Origin of the sequence: Streptomyces sp. NPDC020801, assembly GCF_044334385.1 — a bacterium.
Lineage (GTDB): Bacteria > Actinomycetota > Actinomycetes > Streptomycetales > Streptomycetaceae > Streptomyces.
This window is the reverse complement of record NZ_JBIRST010000038.1, coordinates 1-23456: the sequence shown is the minus strand read 5'-3', so window position 1 is coordinate 23456 and position 23456 is coordinate 1. Positions and strand designations below refer to the sequence as shown.

General features: G+C 71.0%; 16 protein-coding genes and 1 pseudogene. 8 read left to right on the top strand and 9 right to left on the bottom strand.

Annotation, left to right across the window (positions count from 1 at the left end; translation table 11 throughout):
- Nucleotides 1-204: 204 nt before the first annotated feature.
- Nucleotides 205-826 (bottom strand): annotated as a pseudogene (locus ACH4UM_RS39490) (IS3 family transposase); the annotation flags it as partial.
- Nucleotides 827-994: 168 nt separating this feature from the next.
- Here ACH4UM_RS39490 and ACH4UM_RS39485 point away from each other — a divergent pair.
- Entirely contained in the window at nucleotides 995-2098 is a 1104-nt protein-coding gene (locus tag ACH4UM_RS39485) for an XdhC family protein (protein WP_398190818.1), read from the top strand.
- A gap of 57 nt (nucleotides 2099-2155) precedes the next feature.
- Here the strand turns inward: ACH4UM_RS39485 and ACH4UM_RS39480 are convergent, their stop codons facing one another.
- From ACH4UM_RS39480 to ACH4UM_RS39470, 3 genes are read right to left on the bottom strand one after another with little or no spacing between them, the layout of a single operon-like run.
- The gene (locus ACH4UM_RS39480) at nucleotides 2156-3529 is read right to left on the bottom strand and encodes a DUF1116 domain-containing protein (RefSeq protein ID WP_398190815.1); all 1374 of its coding nucleotides are present in this window, start codon (nucleotides 3527-3529) and stop codon (nucleotides 2156-2158) included.
- 44 nt (nucleotides 3530-3573) lie between these two features.
- The gene (locus ACH4UM_RS39475) at nucleotides 3574-5061 is read right to left on the bottom strand and encodes an FdrA family protein (RefSeq protein WP_398190812.1); all 1488 of its coding nucleotides are present in this window, start codon (nucleotides 5059-5061) and stop codon (nucleotides 3574-3576) included.
- 56 nt (nucleotides 5062-5117) lie between these two features.
- Nucleotides 5118-6050 (bottom strand): DUF2877 domain-containing protein, encoded by a 933-nt coding sequence (locus ACH4UM_RS39470; RefSeq protein ID WP_398190809.1) that lies wholly within the window; start codon nucleotides 6048-6050, stop codon nucleotides 5118-5120.
- Nucleotides 6051-6210: 160 nt separating this feature from the next.
- Between ACH4UM_RS39470 and ACH4UM_RS39465 the strand changes: the two genes are divergently transcribed.
- The 7 genes from ACH4UM_RS39465 to ACH4UM_RS39435 all read left to right on the top strand — a co-directional run bounded on the left by ACH4UM_RS39465 (nucleotide 6211) and on the right by ACH4UM_RS39435 (nucleotide 17368).
- Nucleotides 6211-7914, top strand: coding sequence for a PucR family transcriptional regulator (locus ACH4UM_RS39465; protein WP_398190807.1), 1704 nt, complete (start codon nucleotides 6211-6213; stop codon nucleotides 7912-7914).
- A gap of 255 nt (nucleotides 7915-8169) precedes the next feature.
- Complete coding sequence (locus tag ACH4UM_RS39460) at nucleotides 8170-10296, top strand: hydantoinase/oxoprolinase family protein (RefSeq protein WP_398190804.1); 2127 nt, start codon at nucleotides 8170-8172, stop codon at nucleotides 10294-10296.
- 4 nt (nucleotides 10297-10300) lie between these two features.
- Nucleotides 10301-12169, top strand: coding sequence for a hydantoinase B/oxoprolinase family protein (locus tag ACH4UM_RS39455; RefSeq protein ID WP_398190802.1), 1869 nt, complete (start codon nucleotides 10301-10303; stop codon nucleotides 12167-12169).
- A gap of 165 nt (nucleotides 12170-12334) precedes the next feature.
- Nucleotides 12335-13582 (top strand): CaiB/BaiF CoA transferase family protein, encoded by a 1248-nt coding sequence (locus ACH4UM_RS39450; RefSeq protein WP_398190799.1) that lies wholly within the window; start codon nucleotides 12335-12337, stop codon nucleotides 13580-13582.
- Nucleotides 13579-15123 carry a carboxyl transferase domain-containing protein gene (locus ACH4UM_RS39445; protein WP_398190796.1) on the top strand — a complete coding sequence of 515 codons (1545 nt, stop codon included), beginning with the start codon at nucleotides 13579-13581 and terminating at the stop codon, nucleotides 15121-15123. Before ACH4UM_RS39450 ends, ACH4UM_RS39445 begins: the two co-directional genes overlap by 4 nt.
- A 96-nt stretch (nucleotides 15124-15219) precedes the next feature.
- Nucleotides 15220-16209, top strand: coding sequence for a carbamate kinase (locus tag ACH4UM_RS39440; protein ID WP_398190794.1), 990 nt, complete (start codon nucleotides 15220-15222; stop codon nucleotides 16207-16209).
- 52 nt (nucleotides 16210-16261) lie between these two features.
- A complete protein-coding gene (locus ACH4UM_RS39435) occupies nucleotides 16262-17368 on the top strand; it encodes a ring-opening amidohydrolase (protein ID WP_398190791.1) in 1107 nt (368 codons plus the stop codon).
- A gap of 387 nt (nucleotides 17369-17755) precedes the next feature.
- On the opposite strand, the gene ACH4UM_RS39430 is transcribed toward ACH4UM_RS39435, so the two are convergent.
- From ACH4UM_RS39430 to ACH4UM_RS39410, 5 genes are read right to left on the bottom strand one after another with little or no spacing between them, the layout of a single operon-like run.
- Complete coding sequence (locus ACH4UM_RS39430; RefSeq protein ID WP_398190789.1) at nucleotides 17756-18664, bottom strand: carbon-nitrogen hydrolase family protein; 909 nt, start codon at nucleotides 18662-18664, stop codon at nucleotides 17756-17758.
- Between the two features lie 49 nt (nucleotides 18665-18713).
- Nucleotides 18714-19358 (bottom strand): carbon monoxide dehydrogenase subunit G, encoded by a 645-nt coding sequence (locus ACH4UM_RS39425; RefSeq protein ID WP_398190786.1) that lies wholly within the window; start codon nucleotides 19356-19358, stop codon nucleotides 18714-18716.
- A complete protein-coding gene (cutA, locus tag ACH4UM_RS39420; protein WP_398190783.1) occupies nucleotides 19355-21838 on the bottom strand; it encodes an aerobic carbon-monoxide dehydrogenase large subunit in 2484 nt (827 codons plus the stop codon). Before cutA ends, ACH4UM_RS39425 begins: the two co-directional genes overlap by 4 nt.
- Nucleotides 21835-22341 (bottom strand): (2Fe-2S)-binding protein, encoded by a 507-nt coding sequence (locus tag ACH4UM_RS39415; RefSeq protein ID WP_398190780.1) that lies wholly within the window; start codon nucleotides 22339-22341, stop codon nucleotides 21835-21837. The genes cutA and ACH4UM_RS39415 overlap by 4 nt, the downstream gene beginning before the upstream one ends.
- Entirely contained in the window at nucleotides 22338-23273 is a 936-nt protein-coding gene (locus ACH4UM_RS39410) for an FAD binding domain-containing protein (RefSeq protein ID WP_398190776.1), read from the bottom strand. Before ACH4UM_RS39410 ends, ACH4UM_RS39415 begins: the two co-directional genes overlap by 4 nt.
- Between the last annotated feature and the right edge of the window lie 183 nt (nucleotides 23274-23456).

The following is a 23456-nucleotide window of genomic DNA, read 5'->3' as shown; positions in this document are numbered from 1 at the left end:
CTCACTTCCGGGCCCAACACACGACGCAGCACAGGAACGTTCCTTGCATCGCAACCGCAGCGGCGGAGCCGCGAGAGAGCAGAGAGTCTACTGGTAAGGCGCGACGGAGAGGTACGGTGCCTTACTTTGCCAAGGAGACGGGTTCGGAAGGGCGACTGCCTCCCGTGAACCTGAAGGCTCAACCTCGGGAGTGGACACCGGGTTTCATGCGATGAGCGACAGCGTACGTGATGAGATCAGCTGTTGCTCGAAACTCGACTGGCGTGAGGTAGCCGAGGGCGGATTGGCGGCGGCGCCGGTTGTAGTAGGCCGGCCGGCGGAGCGGCTCCAGCCATGTCTGCGCCTTTGAGGTGAGGCGTCGCTGTGGCGCAGCTCCCGTTTCAGGCCCTGGAAGAACGACTCGGCCAGGGCATTGTCGCAACTCGAGCCGACGCGGCCCATGCTGCGGCGAATGCCGTGCCGGTGGCAGACGTCGGCGAAGGCCGCCACCATATATTGCGCGCCCCTTTCCGTGTGGAACACAACGCCGTTGGCCTGCCGCCGCGGGCGCAGACCGCCATGTCGATCGTGTCGGTGACGAGCTGGGTGCGCATGTGGCCGACGATGGACCAGCCGATCACGCGGCGCGAGCAGATGTCGATGACCGTGGCCAGATACAGCCGCGTCGAGCCGACGGCGACATACGTGATGTCGCCGCGCCACTTGGTGTTCAACGTCTTCGCGGTGAAGTTGCGCAGACCAGGTCCGGTGCGGGTGGGACCGTCCTGTCCGCGATCGTGGAGCGCTTGGTGCGGCGCAGGTGACGGCCGACGATCTGCTTGAGTCGACCAGCTCCATGATCCGCTCCTCGTAGGTGCCGTGGCAGGGCGGGGACGCGAGCGTCCGGCTCACCATGGAGCGGTGGTGGACTTGTCAGAACTTGACGTCGTGACCCCGGTGGCACCGGGCGTGTACTGAGCCGCGTTCAGGGTGGCCCAGTGGAGGTGGCAACGGCATGCAGCAACTGCTTGACGATCTGGAAAAGTGGTACGCCACCGGGCGGACTTTCGCACTGGCAACGGTGGTCTCGACACTGCGCAGCGCACCGCGCGAGGTCGGCGCGGTGATGGCGGTCGGGCAAAGAGGCGAGGTGCTCGGCAGTGTGTCCGGCGGGTGTGTGGAAGGTGCTGTCTACGAGTTGGCATGTGAGGTGATCAGCTCGGCGCGGCCGGAGTTGGCCGCCTACGGAGTGGACGAGGACGACGCTCTGATGGCTGGCCTGACCTGTGGCGGCACCGTCGAGGTGTTCGTCGAACCGGTCGACCGAGTTCACCGGCCGGACTTCCCGGCTCTGATCGCCGCCTTGCGGGCGGGCACCCCGGTGGCGACGGCCACGATCGTCGCCTCGTGCGATGCCGACCGGATCGGTACCCGCGCCGTGACCGGTCTCCCCGGGGCCCTCGACCGGGGGCCGCTCGCGGACGCCGCACGAGCCATGCTCGCCCGTGCGGAGAGCGGACTGGTCCGACTCGGGCCCGCAGGCGGGGGGATCGCGGCGGCGAGCCGCGCGCCGGGCGAGGAGATCGTCTTTGTCCGGTCGTTCGTTCCCCGGCCGCGGCTGCTGGTGTACGGCTCCAACGACTACGCGGCGGCCGTCGCGCGGGCCGGGGCATTCGCCGGTTTCCGGGTGACCGTCTGCGACGCGCGACCGCTCTTCACCAGGCAGGAGCGCTTCCCCGACGTGGACGAACTGGTCGTCGACTGGCCCGACCGTCACTTCGCGGCCCTTTCGGTGGACGCCCGGACCGCCGTGTGCGTGCTGACCCACGACCCCAAGTTCGATGTGCCTCTGCTCGCCCGCGCCCTTCGCTCGGAGGCCTGTTATGTGGGGGCGATGGGGAGCCGCCGAGCGCATCGCGACCGGCTCACCCGGCTTCACGAAGCCGGCCTGTCGGAGCGAGAGACGGCCGGATTGCACTCGCCCATCGGACTCGACCTGGGGGCGCGGACACCGCAGGAGACAGCCATCGCAGTGCTGGCGGAGATCGTGATGTGCCGACGCGGCGGCTCGGGGTCGCAGCTCGCCCGTACCACCGGCCGCATCCACGCCACCTGCTGAGGCCGTGGGAAGGCCGAGGGCGGTCCGCCCTCGGCCTTCTGCCGCCGCGCAACTGCGCTATCCCAACGGGGGCGCATCCCGCGCGAGTGCGCCCAACGCCGAGGTGAAGCACTGGGCGGGCGGCGTCACCAGCCCGGCACCGACCTGGCCGGTGCCCGCAACCCGCCCCGCGATGCCGGTGTTGATCTGCGGCAGCACACCGGTCCGCACGACCTTGGTGACATCGATGCCGGTCGGCGTGGCGCGGAAGTCGAGGACCGGCACCTGGTACGCCGGATTCTCGGCCAGCGTGATCTCGTACATACGGCGGGTGGCGTCCAGCGCGTCCCGTACCTCTCCGCCGACGAATCGCACGATGGCGGGTGCCGCCGCCATCGCGAACCCGCCGATGCCCGCAGTCTCGGTGATCGCCGAGTCCCCGATGTCGGGGTTGGCGTCCCCGGGCCCGTACGAGCCCAGGTACATCCCCTCAGGAACCTGTGCGGGACCGGTGAACCAGCGGTCGCCGGTGCCCGAGACCTGTATGCCGAACTCTGTTCCGTTGCGGGCCATCGCGACGACGAGGGTGGAGCCGGGAACGCCCCTCGCCGCGTCCAGCGCCAGCTTGCAGGCGGGCATGACCAGGTTGAGGAAGAAGTGGTCATTGCCGCTGACGAAGCGCACCACTTGGGCGACGGCTCCGGCCGGGGCGCCGCACTCGATCAGTTCAGCGAGGAGTTCGCGCAGCAGCATCAGCGTACCGGCGCGGTTGCGGTTGTGGCCCTCATCGCCCATCTCCAGCATCTGGGCGATGATCGCCCGGATGTCGACCGGCCCGTGGGCGCGGACCACGGTGCTCAGCAGCGGGCCGAGAACCGAGGCCATCCAATGGAGGCGCTCGATGACTTCGGGGCCGAACGCGCCGTACCGCAGGACCTTGCCGAGCCCTTCGTTCAGTGAGCACCATGAGCGGCCGCCGTGGACCGGGTCTTCCAGCTCGAACATCCACATCGACGGGCTGACGACGCCGGCCATCGGCCCCACCGCGTTGTGATGATGGCAGGGGGTGAGCTCCGCCTCACCCCGCGCCAGTCGCCGTTCGGCCTCTTCCGGGGTGGCTGCCAGGCCCTCGAAAAGCATGGCGCCGACCAGCGCGCCGCGCATCGGGCCGGAGGCGTGCTCCCAGTCGATCGGGGGCCCGGCGTGCAGGAAGCGTCCGGGCTCCAGGCCGAGGGCCTCCCGAGCCGGACGAACGGCCACGAGCCGTGCGCCGGCAGCCAGCAACCGGCTGACGGCGATGCGGTTCGCCTCCTCGCGGCGTGGATCGGCCAGCACCCGGGTGAGGTCGTCGGCGGTGCCCGGTAGCGGCGGACGCCAGTCGACCCGGGTGACGGGTACGGCCTGGGCGGCCAGGGCGCCAGCGAATAGGTCGGCGCCCGCAGCGACCACCACGGGGTCACGGTTTAGCAGATGCCGGGAGGCTGAGGAGCAGTCGGTCACGACGGTTGCCTTTCGACGAGCGCCACTGCCCGGCGGGTGGCCGCGGCGTTGGACAGATGCACCTCGGCGCCCGCCTCGGCCAGTACCCGGGCCTGGGCGTACAGCCCCTGCGGGTCGGCGTCGGTGCCGCACAGCGATACGACGACGGGCGGCGCGCCCGGGCCGGCTGTTCGGATCGCCTCGGCCACTGGCGCGGCGGGATCGGCATGGGCGCCGTGGCCGAGCACGACGTCGAGCAGGACGGCGGCCGTCCTGGGCCGGGCCAGCTCGGCGGCGAGCCGCTCCAGGCGGGGGCTCGGGTCGATCATGGGGTGGGGCCGTCCGGCAGTGAGTCCGTCGTCACCGAAATCGATCATCAGATGGCCCTCGGAATGAAGGTTGGCAGGGAGCGCCCAGCCCGGTTCCAGGGGGATGTTGGAAGCGATCGGGCCCAGTGACTCGGCGGCAATGGCCATCGCCTCGTCGCACAGCGTTCCGCCGCAGAACAGGCCGCGCAGCACACCGCCGCGCCGGGTCAACGGACACTCGGGAAGCCAGGCGGGCCAGACGGTGGGGCCGCTGTCGCCGCCGTTCAGGCCGAGCAGGGTCAGCGCCTTCTCCGTTGCGGTGGTCAGGTCGTCCTGGCCCCGTCCAAGGAAGGCGAGTTGTACCGGTGTCGCCAACTCTGCCGCGTAGCGGGCCACTTCGGCGGCGACGGAGGGCGCCGGAGGTTTGGAGACGACCACGATCAGTCCGGTGGCGGGGTCGGCGTCGAGCATGGCCATGGCCTGGAGTGTCGACCGCGCGCCGACCGCTTCGGACAGGTCGCGCCCGCCGACCCCCAGGCAGTGGCTGATCCCGGCACCGGCGGAGTGCAGCAGGCACATGAGTTGCTGGCTGCCGGTTCCCGAAGCCGCCACGATCCCGACCGGGCCGCTGCGCACGACGTTGGCGAAGCCGAGGCCCACCCCGCCCACCACCGCGGTCCCGCAGTCGGGACCCATCACCAGCAGACCGCGTTCGCGCCCATAATCCTTGAGCCGGATCTCGTGCTCGACTGGAACGTTGTCGCTGAAGACCATGACGTGGAGGCCGGAGTCGAGTGCGTCGACGGCCTCGGCGAAGACATGCGGGCCGGGGATGGACAGCAGCGCCACGGTGGCGTCCTGCCCGGCCGCGCCAACGGTGCGGAACGTCGGGCCGAGCGCCGTGCCGCCACCCCGCGAGGAGCCGCCGGAGGGGGCAGCCAGTTCTTGTTCGACGTGTTCGCGGGCGCGTCGCAGCGCGTCGTCATCGTGCGCCCGGATGGCGATCACTAGGTCGTTGGCCCCGGCGTCCTCCGGCACGTCGAAGCCCATGCCTGCCAGCAGCTCCAGGTTGAGCTCCGTCGCCATGGACACGAGTGCGCGAGCGACACCGTCGAGCGCGCCCACCGATCTGCTCACCTGCATGAGACGCACCGAGTCGCGATACATGCCGCGACGCAGTTCCAGTGCGCTGGTCACCGAATCTCCTTACTGTCGGCTCTTGCGTGGGGGTTGTGCCGTGACTGCGCGAGTGGTCAGCGGGTGGGCCATCGAGCCAGGGCTGTGCGCGCCCCGGCCAGCACACCAAGGCACAGATCCGCCCCGGAGGTGTGACCGACCGTCAGCAGGCGGGCCAGCGCAGGGGCCAGGTGCTGGTGACCGGCGACCGCGTCGATCACATCGATGACCGGATCGCAGCCGTCGCCCCCCGCGGCATGGCCGAGCAGCGCGGCAGACAGGTCGGTGGTACGCCCGGCGGCGAGCGCGGCGACGCGGGCTCCGAGCCGGGCGACCTCGTCGTCCCGGTCCGTCGTACCGCGCCAGGGAACCTGCTCGCCGACTTCCATCGGACGCGCCCGGGTCGCTGGTACCAGGTGGTGCAGTGCCAGGAGGAAGCCGCTGAGCACGTCGTCCCCGCTGGGCGTCAGTCCGGGCCCGAGTCCGATGAGGCGGGCGGCGGCCTCTGCGGCGGCCGGACCGTCGCCCTTGACGGTGTACCGGGCCAGGTCGGCGAGGGCCGGATGGCCGGAGCCGGGCAGGCCCGCCTTCGGCCGGCCGGTGGCGTGGAAGAACGCTCCCAGTTCCGCGGTACCGACACGAAGCGCCGTGCGGTCGCGAGGCCGGGACGGGTGGCGCGGTTTCCACCACCGTGCCGCCCGAACCCTCAGGCCGCCGATACGCAGGAAGCCGGCGCCGCAGCCGGCGGCGTCACCCTCGTGCACGACGTCGGTCAGGGGCGATGCCCCGTCGGTCGCGACCACCAGGGAGTTCGGCAGGCGCACCGCGTCGGTGGTGAGCAGTGCGAGGACCGTACCATCGGCCGTCGCCAGGTAGACCGCGGTCGGGAAGACCGCCAACAGGCGAGCCCGCCCGATGGGGCCCTCCAGAGCCGGGCGCAGGGCTCGGGACGCGGCCGCGGGCAGGACCGTCCGCGGTCTTACCGGGTCGGTGGCGGTGTGGATGGCCAAGGTCGGCACCTCCTCGGGTACCTCGAGGGAGGCCGCAGATCGACGGCTCCGCGACCTGTTGCGAAGGTAGTCAGGTCGCTAAGGTCTCCCCATGGGCAAGGTTGCCAATGATCAGATGGAACCTTCGCAGGAATTGCCAACCGGTTCCGGCCAAGCCCCGGTGGCAGGCAGCGAAGGCTCTGCGGCGCGCCCGGCGGGCAGCGCGGAGACGGGGAAGGCGCGCCCCGCGAACGGCGGCATGCTCATCCGCGGTATCCCGGTGCGCGAGGTGCTCGATTCGCCCTGCCTGGCCGGTGCCCGGCTGGTGGCCGGGGAGCGCGGGCTGGACCGGGTGGTCCAGCGGATGAACATCATGGAAGTACCCGACGTCCTGGACTGGGTCAAGCCGCATGAGCTCCTGCTGACCACGGGGTATCCGCTCAGGGAGACGCAGGACCTCACCGAGCTCGTCACCGAACTGGACCGGCGCGACATCGCGGCGGTGGCCGTGAAGCTGGGCCGCTACCTCGACCGGCTCCCGCCGCGGGTATTGGACACGGCGGACCGCCTGGGTCTGCCGATCGTGGCGCTGCCGGAGGACGTGGCGTTCGACGAAATCCTCAACCACGTCCTCACCGACATCCTGAACCGGCAGGCGGCGGTCCTGGAACGCTCCGAGGACGCCCATCGGGTGCTGGTCAATGTGGTCCTGGCCGGAGGCGGCCTGAGCGCCCTGACCTCCGAGTTGAGCACCCTGCTCGGCGGCACCGTGCTGGTGACCACTCCGGACGGCCGCATGCTGGCCGAATCCGACCCCCCGCAGGGCCGACCGGCGTCGGACGACTGCTTTGATCCCAGCGGACGGTTCCGGGTCGAGCGCTTCAAGCACGGACTGCACGGTTTGGACGACGGCGCGGCTCGGGTCGTGCTGGTGCCGGTGATGGCCGGGTCGCTGGACCACGGCCGGGTCGTCCTCATCACCGCCGAGCGGGCGGTCGACGGCAGCGACGTCCACGTACTCGAGCGCGCCGCGGCCACCGCCGCACTGGTGATCACCAAGGAGTTGGCGGTCGCGGCGGTGGAGGGCAAGTACCAGAGCGACTTCCTACGGGACCTGCTGGCGGGCCGGGTCGGCGATCCGGAGCAGACCGTGCCGCACTGCGCCTCGCTGGGCTGGGACATCGACCGCCCAGTGGTCGTCGTGGTCGCCGAGCTCGACACCGGTGCGGACGCGGTCCCGCAGCCGCGCGGGCTTCGCCCGGTCCACGAGAGGTTCGCCTCCGCCTGGGCCATGGTGGTCCGCGATCACGATCCCGGGGCCGCGGTGGGCGGTTTCAGCCAGGAGGTCGTCATCGTGATGGGCGCGGTCGATGCGGCCGCCGCCAACCGCATCGTGCACCACATGGTGGCGCAGGTCTCGGGTGACGGCGGCGGCGGGCGCCGGTCGTTCAGCACCGGCATCAGCCGCGTCATGGACCGCCCGGCCCTGCTGCCGCAGGGGTACGAGCAGGCGCGGCGCGCGGCGCGGGTGGGACGCCAGATGCACGGGCCGGGGGCAGTCGCCGACTTCGACAGCCTGGGGGTGTACCGGCTGCTCAGCCTGGTGCCGGACTCGGCGGAGCTGTCCGGCTTCCTCCGCGAGACGCTGCGCGATCTGGCGACGAGGGACGACCAGGAGGCGGTGGACCTGCGCACGACGCTCCAGGTGCTGCTGGACACCAACCTCAACGTGGCCGAAACCGCTCGGGTGCTGCACTTCCACTACAACACGCTGCGCTACCGCATCGGCAAGCTCGAAAGGCTGCTCGGCCCGTTCACCACCGATCCCCACCTGCGGCTCAATCTCGCGCTGGCGCTCCAGGTCCGGCGGATGCGCGGGCTGTGACCTCGGGGCCCGCGGCAGCGGGCTGCTCTCGCGCCCCTCTCCCCCGCCCACCGGCCGGCCGGCTCCCCCATCCTCGGGCAGACGCGTTCCTTGAGAAGACCCAGCGCCACCAGCTCTTGCCGTAACTCTTGGCAGAAGTTGCCGATTCCCGCTCGGTCGCCACGACGTTGAATCGCTGGCACACCGCGAGCCGCCGCCAGGGCGTAGAGCGCGGCCTGCACATTCGCCACCGTCCCGCCCGAGAGGAGCGTCCCCGTGACGCCTGCCGCGCACGCGAATTCCCGGCGCCGGATCCGCATCGGAATCGACACCGGTGGAACGTTCACCGACGTCGTGGCCCTCGATGAGGACACCGGCGATCTCATCACCACCAAAACCCCTTCGACGCCCTCCGACCCGGCCGACGGCTTCATGAACGGCGTCGCGAAGGTACTGGGTCTCATGGGCTGCACCGGCGCGGACGTCACCGCCGTGGTGCACGGCACCACCGTGGCCACCAACCAGCTCCTGGAGGACAAGATCGACCGCCTCGGCTTCATCACCACCGAGGGGTACGAGTTCGTTCTGGAGATCGCCCGCCAGGCGGTGCCGGATGGCTACGGCAACTCCTACTTCTGGGTCAAGCCGGACCGTATCGTCCCGGTGGACCGGGTGCGCACGATCGGCGGCCGGTTGGACTACCAGGGCAACGAGGTGCGGCCGTTCGACGAGGTAGCCGCCCGTAGGACCGCACGCTGGTTCCGAGACCAAGGCATCACCACGCTCGGGGTCTGCCTGCTGCACGCGTACGCCAATCCCGCGCACGAGCAGCGGATGCGCCAGATCCTGCGCGCGGAGCACCCCGACGCAGTTGTGTCCATCAGCTCGGAAGTCCTGCGCGAGTACCGGGAGTACGAGCGCTCGATGACCACACTGGTCGATGCCGCGGTCAAGCCCCGGGTCGCCCGGTACGTCGGCGGCATCAAGGAGCGTCTTGACGCCGCCCTCGGCACCGGCGAGGAGCAGGGCCGGCGGGTGCCCTTCGCCATCATGAAGTCCAACGGCGGCATCCTGTCCGCCGAGGAAGTCGTCCACCAGCCGATCACCACCGTGCTGTCGGGCCCGGCGGCGGGAGCGCTGGGTGCCGCCCTGATCGCTCAGACAGCGGGCTTCGACAAGGTCTTGACCTGCGACGGCGGCGGCACCTCCACCGATGTCTCGGTGGTCCTCGACGGCGAGCCGACCCTGACAACCGAGGGCACCGTCGGCCGCTTCCCCTCCAAGATCCCGATGATCGATGTGGTCACCGTTGGCGCGGGCGGCGGTTCGATCGCCTGGATCTCCCCCGAGGCCACCTTGAAGGTCGGCCCCCGTTCGGCCGGCGCCGACCCCGGGCCGCTGTGCTACGGCAGGGGAGGCACCGAACCGACCATCACCGACGCACATGTACTGCTCGGCCGCATTCCGCCGCACCTGCTCGGCGGTGAGATCGCACTCGATGTGGCGGCGGCCCGGCAGGGCCTGACCAAGCTCGCCGACGACCTGGGTCTGGGTGTGGAGCAGTGCGCCACCGGAATCCTGGAGATCTCCGCGTGGAACCAGGCCAACGCGCTGCGGCAGATCACCGTCAAACGCGGCCTTGACGTGCGCGACTTCGTGATGGCCACCTTCGGCGGCTCCGGCTCGCTGCTGCTGTGCCGCCTGATCGACATTCTGGGTCTGGCCGGGGTGATCGTGCCGCGCGATCCAGGAAACGTTTCCGCGTTCGGCCTGCTCACCGTCGACGTGCGCTGCGACTACGTGCAGACCGCGGTGTGTGGGCACGCCGAGTTGAACCACGAGCGAACGGCCGAGATATTCCGGGAGTTGACCGCACGAGCCTCCGAGGCGCTCGGCAAGGAGGGCTTCGCCCGCGCCGACCAGCGCTATGCGCGCACCGCGGACCTGCGCTACCTCGGGCAGGCATTCGAGGTACGGGTTCCCGTCCCCGACGGCCCGATCGACGCGGATCTGGCGGAAGAGGTCGCGAAGACGTTCCACGACGCGCATCACCAGTTGTACGGCTACGACTTCCGAGGCGATCCGCATCAGTCGGTGGAGTGGGTGAACCTGCGGGTCACAGGTATCGGCCCGATCCGCCGCCCGGCACTGCGACGGCTGCCTGCCGGTGACGGCGACCCGTCCCGCGCGTTGAGCGGCGTGCGCCCGGTCTGCTTCGACGCCGCCGGCGGTTACGTCGACACCTCGGTCTACCGGCGGCCCGATCTGGCGCCCGGCGATGTCGTCGAAGGCCCGGCGATCATCGAGGAGTTCGGCTCCACCATCCCGGTCCACCCCGGGTTCACCGCCCGCGTCGACGACCACGGCAACGTCCTGGTGTCGCGCAACGAAAGGAGGCCTTGAGGCCATGACCGGGCAGACCACGCAACCGCCGGTGCACACAGTGGATCCGGTCGTTCTGGAGATCGTCGAAGGGACCCTGGCCTCGGTTGAGATGGAGGTCGAGACGGCGATTGCGCGCACCTCGCGCTCACCGATGATCAGGGACGCCCACGACTTCCGCGCAGGGATCCACGACCGAGCCCTGCGCAAGCTCACCGGCCGTTCGTACTCGGCCCTGGTGCACCCGGTCGTCCGCGATTTCCCGTTGGAGACCATGCGCCCCGGCGATGTGTTCTTCCACAACGACGTGTACGAGTCCGAGGGCGGCATCGGCCACCTGCCGGACCTGTGTGTGACCGTTCCGGTCTTCCACGACGGCGAAGTCGTCGCGTTTGTCCAGGCGTTCGGCCACCACGACGACATCGGCGGCTGCTGTCCCGGTTCGATGCCCTCCGGGGCGACCACCGTCTACGAGGAGGGGCTGATGGTCCCTCCGATCAGGCTGTGGGACCAGGGCGTACCCAACGCGGCGGCGCTGCGCATCATGACCCGTAACTCGCGCATGCCGGATTCGCTCGCGGCGGATCTGGACGCGGAGTGCTCGGCCTGCCTGATGGGCTCGCGGCGGCTGACCGAGCTGTTCGAACGCTACGGCCGGACGGCGGTCGAGACATGCTTCCAGGCCATCTTGGACAAGACCACCGAGACCTACCGGCGGGAGATCCTGGCCAAGATCCCGGATGGCGAGTACGTGTGGGAGGACTACGCCGAGCACGACGGCGTGGACGAGCCCAGACTGCACACCCAGCGGATCACGCTCACCAAGACACCAGACAAGATCATTATTGATTTCACCGGCACCTCACCGCAGGCCAAGGGCCCGATCAACCACTGTGGTGACTACGCGGACGGCAACTTCCTCAAGAAGTGGCTGGCCCCGATCCTGCGCAACCTCGCGGACACCCCGGAGCGGATGGCCGAACTCGACGTCAACGAGGGCGTGGTGCCGCTGATCGAGATGAAGTTCCCTGAGAAGGGGACGCTGTTGACCCCGGTGTTCCCGGCACCCACCAACGCTCGGACGTTTGTCATCCTGCGTCTGCTGGGCGTGCTCGCCGGGGTACTGGCCAAGGCCGTGGACGGCCGGATGCCCGCCGACCAGGAGACGATCCGCTACACGGGGGTGTACGGCAAGGACGCCCAGGGCCGCTCGTATCTGATGCGCGAGGTCCTCGGGGGCGGATCCGGCGGGCGCTACTACGCCGACGGCGAGGACACCATCCATGTGGTGCCCGACTCACGCAATCTGCCCACCGAGTTCACCGAGTCGCGCTTCCCGTTCCGGGTCGAGCGCCTGGGGCTGGCGACGGACTCCGGCGGCCCGGGGCAGTTCCGCGGCGGCCTGGGCTACGAGAAGCACATCCGCATGCTGCAGGACGCCTCCTTCATGTCGATCGCCGACCGCTCCATCCTCTCCTGCTGGGGCGTCAAGGGCGGCAAGGCAGGCCGGCCCTTCCAGGTCGTGATCGACCCCGGTGGCCCCAACGAGCGGGTCATGGACGGTCTCGTCGACGACGAGCCGGTGCGGGCCGGTGAGATCATCTGCATCCGCACCACCGGCGGGGGCGGCTGGGGCGATCCGCTGGACCGCGAGACCGAGTCGGTCCTGCGGGACGTGCAGTGGGGCAAGGTCTCCGTACCGGGTGCTCGCGACGACTACGGGGTGGCCGTGGTCGGCGAGGACGACGGCCTGCGGGTCGACCAGGAGGCCACCGTCGCTCTGCGGGCGCGGATGCGCGCGGAACGTGGCGAGGTCCAGCCGTTCTTCGACCGCGGCCCGGGCTACGCGACATTGTCCGGCGGCCGCCCGTACGCCGAGGTCGACCTGGTGTGACCCCATGCGGCCGGTCCGGTGGGGTGCCAACCACGCGCACACCCCGCCGGACCGGCACACCACACCGCCCCGCGCCGCAGAGCGCGGGCGGTTCCCCGGGGCCCGCAGCCCCCGACCCCCCAACCGCGTGCGTTCCCGCGCGCCTTCAGGAAGGGATGGCTCGAAATGAGTGGACCGCTTTCCGGCCTGGTCGTACTGGACCTGTCGCGAGCCCTGGCGGGCCCGCACGCCGCGATGATGCTCGGCGACATGGGGGCGCGGGTGATCAAAGTGGAGAACCCCGCGGGCGGCGACGACACCCGAGGCTGGGGACCGCCGTTCGTGGGCCCGGCCGACGCCCCCGAATCGACGTACTTCCTGTCCTGCAACCGCAACAAGGAATCCGTGGCGCTGGACCTGAAGTCCTCGCGCGGACACGACGCGCTCAGCCGCCTGATCAAGCGCAGCGATGTGCTGGTGGAGAACTTCCGCACCGGAGTGCTCGACCGCCTCGGCTTCCCGGTGGAGGAGCTGCATCGGCTCAACCCCCGCCTGGTCGTGCTGTCCATCACCGGATTCGGCCACGACGGACCGCAGGGCGGGCGCCCCGGCTACGATCAGATCGCTCAGGGCGAGGCCGGGTTGATGAGCCTGACCGGCGCGGACCCGGACTCGCCCACCCGGATCGGCGTGCCCATCGGCGACCTGCTCGCCGGCATGTACGGCGCCTACGGCGTCCTCGCCGCGCTGCACGAACGCGCCCGCACCGGTCGCGGTCGGGTGGTGCGCACCTCGCTGCTCGCCGCGATCGTGGGGGTCCACGCGTTCCAGGGCACCAACTACACGGTCGCCGGACGGATCGGGCGCGCCCAGGGCAATCTCCATCCCTCCCTCCAACCGTACGGCTCCTACCGCTGCCGGGACGCCATCGTCCAGGTGGCGGTGGGCAGCGAGAGCCTGTGGGCGCGGTTCGCACCGCTGGTGGGCCTGGCCGCCGACGATCCTCGCTTCGCGCGCAACGCCGACCGGGTGGTCAACGCGGCGGAGCTGGCCGCGGTGATCAACGCGGCCTTCGCCGCGCAGATGGTGGAGGAACTTCTCGCCGAGTTGTCCTCGGCAGGAATACCCGCGGGCGAGGTGCGCACCCTGGACCGCGTCTACGACTGGGCGCAGACCCGGTCGCAGGGACTGGTGGTGGAGGTCGACCACACCACACTGGGCACCGTCGAACTGCCGGGTCCTCCCATCCGGTTCGACGGCGGCGGCAGGCAGCGCCACACCGCCCCGCCCGTGTTGGGAGAGCATACCGGGGCCGTCCTGGCGTGGTTGGACCACCTCGACGGGGTCGGCAGCGAAATGCCCGCCGGCCCCGCTCCGGGCTCGGCCGGGGAAACCACCGCCTCCGCCGACCGGGTCGGCGCGGACCGGCCATGAGGCGCCGCCGGGTCGGGGCCCATGAACTGATCACGCAGGTCCTCGACCCTGGCACCTGGCTCAGCTGGGACACCCCACCGAACCAGCCTGCGCGGATGGACGCGCGGTACGCCGAGCAGTTGCGCGAGGCCGCCGCGCGCAGCGGGACCGATGAGTCCGTGGTGACCGGCGAGGGTCGTCTGGCGGGACTCCGAGTAGCAGTGGTCGCAGGCGAGTTCGCGTTCCTGGCGGGCTCCATCGGGGTGGCCTCGGCGACCCGGCTGGTCACCGCGATCGAGCGGGCCACGGACGAGGGTCTGCCGCTGCTCGCCTCCCCCGCGTCCGGGGGAACCCGCATGCAGGAGGGCACCACGGCCTTCGTCCAGATGGTGCGCATCAGCGCGGCCGTGGCCGCACACCGGGCGGCCGGGCTGCCGTACCTGGTCTATCTGCGCGCGCCCACCACCGGCGGTGTCCTCGCCTCCTGGGGCTCGCTGGGGCATGTGACGGCGGCGGAGCCGGGCGCCCTGATCGGGTTCCTCGGTCCCCGGGTCTACCAAGCGCTGCACGGCGAACCGTTCCCCGAAGGGGTGCAGGTCGCCGAGAACCTGCGCAGCCAGGGGGTGATAGACGCGGTGGTGCCGCCAGCACGGTTGCGGGAGACGGCGGCGCGAGTGCTCTCGGTGCTCGCCGCACCGCGCGAGAGCCTGCCGGACGTACCACCGCTACCGGTGGAACCGCTCGCGGACCTGCCGGCCTGGGCGTCGATCGAACGCTCACGCCGCGCCGGCCGTCCGGGCGTGCGCTCCCTGCTGCGGCACACCGCCCATGACGTCGTCCCCCTGCACGGCACCAGCGAGGGTGAAAGCGACCCGGGGCTGCTACTCGCCCTGGCCCGGTTCGGCAGTGCGCCGTGCGTGGTGCTCGGGCAGGACCGCAAACGGCAGCGCCTGTACGGGCCGTTCGGCCCGGCAGGGCTGCGCACCGCACGGCGCGGCATGCGGCTGGCGGCCGAGCTGGGCCTGCCGTTGGTCAGCGTCGTGGACACGGCGGGCGCGGCGCTGACCCCGCAGGCCGAAGAGGGCGGGCTGGCGGGCGAGATAGCCCGGTGCCTGGCCGAGTTGGCCACCCTGCCCGTACCCACGCTCTGCCTCCTGCTGGGGCAGGGCGCGGGCGGCGGCGCGCTGGCGCTGCTCCCCGCTGACCGGGTGCTGTGCGCACAGCACAGCTGGCTGGCCCCGCTGGCCCCGGAGGGCGCGTCGGCGATCGTGCACCGCAGTGTCGACCGCGCCGCCGAAGTCGCCGGAGCCCAGGGGGTGAGCTCCCGGGACCTGCTCGCCCATGGAGTGGTCGACCGGATAGTCGCGGAGCGGCCGGACGCCGCCGACGAGCCACATGCGTTCCTCGCCCGGCTGGCGCAGGCACTGGAGTACGAGCTGGTCGGGCTGTTGCGAAGCCCTGCCGCGGCCCGCCGGGCCACACGTCTGGAGCGATTCGCGCGGCTGGGCAGAACACCGGCCGCTGACCTTGGCAATTCCCACTATGACGGCGCCGATTTCTAGGCAAGAACCGCCCATGTAAGCGCACCCCACGCGTACTTAGATCTGTGCACCGGCACCACCCCCTCTGGTGACGGGCAGGACAGGAGAGCCCCACCCATGTCAGCACCGGAGAAGCGACGCGTCCTGATCGCCCTCGGCGGGAACGCCATGACGGGCCCCGACGGCTCCGCGACCGCGCAGGCACAGCGCACCGCCGTGGCGATCGCCGCGGAGTGCGTCGCCGACCTGGTGGCCTCGGGAGCGGAGGTTGTGCTCACGCACGGCAACGGGCCGCAGGTCGGCAACCTGCTGGTGAAGAACGAGCTCACCGCGCATGTCGTCCCCCCGGTCCCGCTGGACTGGTGCGTGGCGCAGACGCAGGGCACCCTCGGATTCACCGTCGTCTCCGCCCTGGAGAGCGCACTGCGGCGGCGGTGCTGTTCAGCCCCAGTCGCCGCGGTGGTCACCCGGACCCTCGTCGACCCGGCCGACCCCGCCTTCGGCCGGCCCGTCAAGCCGGTCGGCCGCCATCTGCCCCGGGCGGAAGCACTGCGCCTGACCGCCCAGGGCCAGCACTGGGTGGACCGGGGCGCCGCCGGCTGGCGGCGGGTGGTCGCCTCCCCCGAACCGCTGCAAGTCCTCGACGCGCAGGCGGTATGCACTCTGCTGTCCGCGGGGTTCGTCGCCGTGGCGGCCGGCGGGGGCGGCATCCCGGTGGCGCGCGGCGCCGACGGTAGCGAGCACGGCGTGGAGGCCGTGCTCGACAAGGACCTGACGGCGGCGCTGCTGGCGACCGCCGTCGGTGCGCAGACATTGGTCATCGCGACCGATGTGCCGCACGCCATGCTCGACTTCGGCACGCCACGGCAGCGGCCGATCACCCGGATCACTGCGGCGGAATTGCGGCGGCACGCCGCGTCCGGGCAGTTCACCGAGGGGAGCATGGGCCCCAAGGTCGAGGCTTCCCTGCGGTTCGCCGACTGCGGAGGGCGCGCCGTGATCACCAGCCTCGACCGGATCACGGAGGCGGTGGCGGGCACGGTGGGCACGGTGGTGGAACCCGCCGACGTGCCGATTCCCGCACAGCGGGAGCGTCATGACCTATGACGCCTCCACATCACAGGAACGAACAGACGAATACGCGAAAGAGGTGGCGTGGGTGCCAAGACCGATCGAGGTGCACAAGGTGGCCATCGAGAGTGTCACCGATGCGAGCGGAATGGCCGCGCTGATCGACGACGGAGTGTTCGCCGCCGACGACGTGCTCGCCGTCATCGGTAAGACCGAGGGCAATGGAGGGGTCAACGACTACACGCGGATCCTGGCCGACCGGGCTTTCCGCGAGGTGCTGGTCGATCGCGGCACCCGCACGCCCGAGGAGGCCGGGCAGGTGCCGCTGGTCTGGTCGGGCGGTACCGACGGGGTCATCTCCCCGCACGCCACGGTCTTCGCATACGCGCCGGAGGGCCGGTACGACCCGGTCGACGAGCCGCGTCTGTCCGTCGGTGTGGCCATGAGCGAGGTGATCCTCCCCGAGGACATCGGCCGCCCCACCATGGTGGAGAAGGTCGCGGCCGGCGTACGTGACGCGATGAAGGCGGCAGGCATCACGGATCCGGCGGACGTTCACTACGTGCAGACCAAGACGCCGCTGCTGGTGCTGGAGACCATCAACGACGCCAAGGCCCGCGGCTTTGACGTGTGGACCGAGGACACCCTCAAATCGATGGACGTCTCCAACTCCACAACCGCACTGGGCATAGCCGTGGCGCTGGAAGAGATCGAGGCCCCCAGGGCGGACCAGATCCACCACGACCTCTCCCTCTACTCCTCCGTCGCCTCGTGCTCCTCCGGCGTCGAACTGGACCGGGCGCAGATCGTCGTGGTCGGCAACGTCACCGGGCTCGGCGGGCGCTTCCGGATCGGCCACGGCCTGATGAGGGACGCGCTGGACGCCGACGGGATCTGGGCGGCCATCCGCTCCGCGGGGGTGGAGCTGCCGGAGCGGCCGCATCCATCCGATCTGGGGGACCGTCTGGTCAACGTCTTCCTCAAGTGCGAGGCGGATCCGACGGGCCGGGTGCGCGGGCGGCGCAACATCATGCTGGACGACTCGGACGTCCACTGGCACCGCCAGATCAAGGCGACGGTGGGCGGGGTGACCGCAGCCGTCACCGGGGACCCGGCCGTGTTTGTGTCGGTGGCGGCGGTGCACCAAGGGCCATCCGGCGGCGGCCCCGTCGCGGCGATCGCGGCGACGGACTGAAACTCTTGGACGGCGCCCAGCGCAGACGAAGGGGGCGTCGGCCAGGGCAGTCGCACCACGTGACCGGTTCGACCGGGCCGTGAGTGGTTCCTGCACAACGCTCGGCCGGGAATTCCCGGCCGAGCGTTGTGCGTCGTCGGCCGCCGGTCCGGCGCCGACAGCGGCGAAGCGGCCGCGGAGGTCGACGGACAGGCCGGTGGGCGGAGCGCGGGCCCGGGCCGCGTTCGGGCGGGACGGCGCGGGGAAGGCGCCGCCACCGTGTCGAGCGGTAGCAGCGCCCTTCCGCGAGCCGGTCGGCTTACGCCCTGAGACAGCTTCCTGCCGGTGCGGATGTCGATGAAGAGGCGGTCCCTTGGCGTGGTGCCGCTCGCGGCGGCTGCCGGGCGGTCAGGCCGAGCCGCGCGGGAACGGCGTCTGCGCAGCGGCCGTAAGGTCGTCGGCGTAGTGGCGCAGCAGCGCCAGGTTGCGATCACGCAGGTGGTCGAAGACCTGTGGCACGTTCGATCCGGGGGTCAGCGCGGCGAGCGCGCGCGACGGGTCCAGCCGGGCCGACACCCAGCTCTCGTGGCTGGATCCGCGTGCCACGACCTCGGCTCCAGGGGTGACGATCATCGAGTTGCCGAAGTACAGCACCCCGGCCGGGTCGGCGCCGGTGGCGTTGGCGCCGATCACGTACACATGGTTGTCGTACGCCCGGGCCCGGCAGGTCAGCTCCCACAGGTCCACCGAGCGCAGCAACGCGGACGGCCGGCAGAGGATCTCCGCGCCCCGCACCGCCTGCACCCGGCTGAGCTCGGGGAAGTCCCCGTCGAAGCAGATGATCATGCCGATACGACCGAGGTCGGTGTCCACGACCGTCACCCGGTCGCCGGGCGTCACCCAACCGCCGCGGTCACGCAGTTCGGGCCCGAACGGATGGGTCTTGTGGTACACGCCCAGCACCTGTCCGTCCGGGCCGGCGAGTACCGCCGAGTTGTACACCACGCCGCGCTCATCGCCGCGCCCGTAGGCCCCCCACACGAGGTGGATACCGAGTTCGCGGGCGCGGTCGCGCAGCGGCTCGCACAACGCGCCGCTGGACAGCTCGTCGACGAGGTCCCACAACTCCTCGGGCGGCAGCGCCGGGGTGAAGCCCGTGGTGACGCTCTCGGGCAGCACCACCAACTCGGCGCCAGTGGACTGCACACATCGGGTCACCCACTGCGCCGCCCGCTCGACGTTGTCCTTCACGACAGCCGTCGTCAACGGCCCTGGCGCGGGGACGAGTTGAATTGCCGCCGCAGTGAACGCCCGCATGGTTTTCTGCCCTTCCTTGTCCGGCCGTGATCGTCGTGCGTGCGGGACCTCAGTGCATTCGGCTCAGGATGCCGCCGACGACGGCGCCGAGCAGCGCCACGACCGCGCCGAACAGCGCCCCCTTGACGAAGTCACCGCTGGTGAGCCGGGACGCCCCGCCGGGAGCGGCGGCGGGCGGGGTGAAGACAGCCGGCCGCTGCGGGATCCGCGCAGCGGCCGGCACCCCTGACGGAGCGGGAAGTTCGACAGGCTGCTGCCCGGCCAGCACCTTGTCCACCGTCTTGAAGAACTCACTCGCGGTCTTTTTGGCCACCCCGCTCAGCACCCGCTGTCCGACGCCGCCGATCATGCCGCCGACGACGGCGTCGGCGTCGTAGTCCAGCAGGGTGCGCCCGTCGCCCAGGTCCTGGAGAGACACCTTCGCCTCGGCGGTGACCGTGCCCGGCCCGCCGGCCCCGGACGCCTTGAGGGTGAACGCCCCCGGCCGCTGCAGGTCCAGCAGTTGCACATCGCCCATGTAGGTGCCCTTGATGGAGGCCACTCCCATGGTGACGGTCATCCGGTACGCGTCAGGGCCGGTCTCCTCCAGCTTCTCGCAGCCGGGGATGGTGCGGGCGAGTACGGCCGGGTCGTTCAGTGCGTCCCAGACCTTGTCGATGGTCGCATTGAGTGTGGCGTTTCCGCTGACCTTCATCGCTCGGGGTGCTCCTCGTCGTTCTGGTGGTGCGGGTGCTCGCCGCGGCGCAGCGCCGGGATCTCCCCGGCCGTGAAGCGCAGCCGCAGATGGAACAGTTCGGAAGGTTTGATGGGCATCCGCCTGATGGGGAATCCCTCGGCGTCCTCGATCGCGGAGGCGATGACGGCCGCCGCCGGGATCACACCCGCCTCGCCCGCGCCCTTGAGGCCCAGCGGATTCAGCGGGGACGGCGTCTCCAGGTGATCGATCTCGACTTCGGGAACCTCGCTGGCGTAGGGCATCAGGAAGTCCATGAAGGAGGCGTTGAGCAACTGGCCGTTGTCGTCGTACTCCATGCGCTCGTACAGCGCTCCGGCCACACCCTGCGCGACCCCACCGTGCACCTGGCCCTCGACGATCAGCGGGTTGAGCAGATACCCGCAGTCGTGGACCACGCAGTAGCGCAGCACGCGGATCTCCGCCGTCTCCGGGTCGGTCTCCACCACAGCCGCGTGCATGCCGTTGGCGAACGTGGCCCGTGGCGGGGAGTAGTAGTCACGGCCCTCCAAGCCGGGCTCGTCGCCCTCGGCCACCGGCGGCTTGCCGAAGTCGGCGGGGCCACCGAACTGTGTGGCCGCCCTGGACGCCGCGTCGAACGCGTACCGCAGCGGGTTGGACAGCACCGCGACCGCACCCAGCGGCATCTCCCGGTCCGGCTCGTCGGCCACTCGCACCATGCCGTCCACGATCTCCAGTTCCTCACTGGAGACCCCGAGCGCGCTGCCCGCGATGCGCAGCGCCTTGGCCCGCACCTTGCGGGCGGCCAGCGCGATCGCGTTGCCGCTCGTCACCGCCGCACGGGAGGCGAACGTGCCCACCGCATAGCCGAACCGGCGGGTGTCCCCGGTCGTCACATGCACGTCCTCGACCCGGACCCCCAGCTCGTCGGCGACGATCTGGGCGAACACCGTCTGGTGACCCTGCCCCTGAGTGGTCAACCCGGTGGCGACATTGACCCGGCCGCTCGTCTCCACCTGCACATGGCCGCCCTCGTACGGGCCGACGCCAGTGCCCTCGACGTAGGCCCCCATACCGATCCCCACCCGGCGGCCCTCCGCGCGAGCCCGGGCCCGGTAGGCGTCGAACTCGTCCCAGCCGACCAGCTTCTTCAATTTCTCCAGCGAGGCCGGGTAATCGCCGGAGTCGTAGATCAGAGGGCGCCCGTCCTGGAAGAGCAACCCGTGGTCGTAGGGCATCTCCCAGGGCTGGATGAAGTTCTCCGCCCGCACCTGGGTGCGGTCCAGACCCAGGTGGTCGGCGATGGCGTCCATGGTCCGTTCCATCGCGAACACGCCCTGCGGCCGACCGGCTCCGCGATAGGGCGTGACGATGACCGTGTTGGTGTACAGGCTGCGAAACTCCACCCGGTAGGCGCGCGGTTTGTACGGCCCCAGGAGCTGGGTGGAGGTGATGATCGGCACGATGATGCCGTACGGGGTGTACGCACCGTTGTCGTGCAGGATCTCCACCTCGAGCCCCAGGATCCGGCCGCGGTCGTCGAACCCGACCCGGACGGTCTGGAGTTGACCGCGCTCATGGGCGGAGGAGACGAAGTGCTCGCGGCGGTCCTCGGTCCACTTGACCTCGTGCCCCAGCTCCCGGGCCGCCCACGCCACCAGTACCTCCTCCGGCCAGGGGTGGACTATCTTCACGCCGAAGGCGCCGCCGACGTCCGGAGTCACGCACTCGACCTTCGCCAGCGGCAGGTCGAGCCTGGCGGCCAGGGCCGCCCGCAACCCGGTGGAGGTCTGGGTCGAGCTGTAGACCCGCAGCGACCCGTCGGCCTCATCCCAGCGCGCCAGCACGCCACGGCCTTCCATCGGCATGCAGGCACTGCGCTCGATGTCGAGATGGAGTTCAAGGGCGTACGGTGCGGCGGCGACGGCGGCGCGTGCGTCACCGGTCTCCTGGACCAGGTGGGCAGCGACGTTGCCGGGCACGTCCGGATGCACCCGGTGCTCGCTTCGGAAGGCGTTCTCGATGCCGACGACCGGCGGCAGCGGCTCGTAGTCGACGGTGATCCGCTCGCAGGCGTCCTCGGCCGCGTAGCGGTCGCGGGCGACCACCATGACGACCGCTTCGCCGACGTGGTTCACGAATTCCTTCGCCAGCGGGTACCCGGTACGGCCGTGGGTGAGCGCCGGGTGAGGGATCAGCAGCGGCAACGGCTCGCCTATCCTCCCCGGCAGGTCGTCATGGACGTAGACGGCGACCAGGCCGTCCACCTCGAACGCGTCGCCGATGTCGATTCCGGTCACCCGGGCGCGGGCATGCGGGCTGCGCACGAACGCGGCCTGGTACGCCCGCCGTCCCAGGTCGTCGAGGTATCTGCCCTTGCCCACGAGCAGCCGAAGGTCCTCGCTGCGCTCAAGCGCCTTGCCGATCAGGCGCGTTGCGTTCTCCTTCCCGGTCACCGGCCGGGTCTGCGCGGTCGTCATCGCGCCGTCTCCTCGCACTCACCCGCACGGAGGATCTCAGCCGCGCGCAGCACCGCCTCGACGATGTTCTGATAGCCGGTGCACCGGCACAGGTTCCCCGATACCGCCTCACGGGCCTCCTCTCGGGTGGGATGCGGGTTCTCCTCCAGGTATGCGGCGATCACCGTGAGGAAGCCCGGGGTGCAGAACCCGCACTGCAGTCCGTGGCACTCGCGGAACGCGTGCTGCACCGCGTGCATGGTGCCGTCCGGCCGGCCGAGTCCTTCGACGGTGGTGATGTCGCTGTCCTCGGCGCTCACCGCGAACATCAGGCACGAACGCATCGGCCGCCCGTCGATCAGCACGGTGCACGCCCCGCACACGCCGTGCTCACAGCCGACGTGGGTTCCGGTCAGGCCCAGGTCGTGGCGCAGGCAGTCGGACAGCAGCCGGCGTGCGGGGGCGGTAGCGGTGCGGAACACGCCATTCACCCGCAACCGGATCTCGTGTGTCTGCTCGGTCATCGACAGCCGCCTTCCTGCTGGTCATCGCTGATCTCGTCGTCGTGGGTGCCGAGAGGCCGCGATGCAATCTGCGCCGCCCGGACCGCCGCGGTGCGGACCGCCCGCCGGGTGAGGATCCGCACGAGGTGGCGCCGGTACTCGGCGGAGGCGTGGATGTCCGGCTCCGGATCGACTCGCCCCGCGGCAAGATCTCCGGCCGAGTCCCAGTGGGCCATGTCGGGGGTGGCACCTGCCACGGCCTCGGTGAGGTCGAGCAGCAGCGGTACCGGGGAGACCGACAGATAGGCGGCGCGGGCGCGGACGATCCGCAGGTCCTCGTCGAGGGTGACGGCTGTCGCCACCCCGCACATCGCGTAGTCGCCGTGTCTGCGCGCCGCCTCCGCGAACTCGGTCCCGGTGCGCTCCGGCAGTCGCGGGAAGTACGCCGACACCGCCAGCTCGCCCGGTTCCACGCAGGATTCGAGCGGGCCAACGAAGAAGTCCGCGGCGCCGACGGTGCGGGTGCCGCCCTGGCGGGCCAGCTCCACCGAACCGCCGAGCAGCGTCAGAACCGCGGTCATCTCCCCGGAGGGGTCCGCGTGCGCCAGGCTGCCCACGGTCGTGCCGCGGTTGCGTATCACTGGGTGCGCCACCAGCCGCAGGCCCTGCCGCAGCAGGGGCACGGCGCGGTGAGCGGCGCCGTCGCGTTCGACCTCCGCGTGCCGGGCCAGCGCACCCACCCGGACCCCGCCGGAGTCTACGCGGACGAAGGCGAGATCGGGCAGGCGGTTGATGTCGACCAGATGGCCGGGAGCAGCCAGCCTCATGTTGAGGATGGGGATGAGGCTCTGCCCGCCTGCGAGGACCTTCCCGTCCGGGCCGAGGTGATTCAGCGTTTCGAGTGCCTCGGGCAGGGACGTCGGGGCGTGGTAGTGGAATGCCGACGGCTTCACGGTGGTGCCTCTCCTGAGTGATCCGGTCGGTGCCGCGGTGTGCCACCCGGTGGTGGGGGGGGGGGGGGGGGGCGGCCCCCCCCCCCCCCCCCAAACCCCCCCCCCCCCCCCCCACGGGGGCCACAACGCCGCCCCCCCACAGCGGAGGACGCCCCCGCGCCCCCACGGGCGGCGCCGCGACCC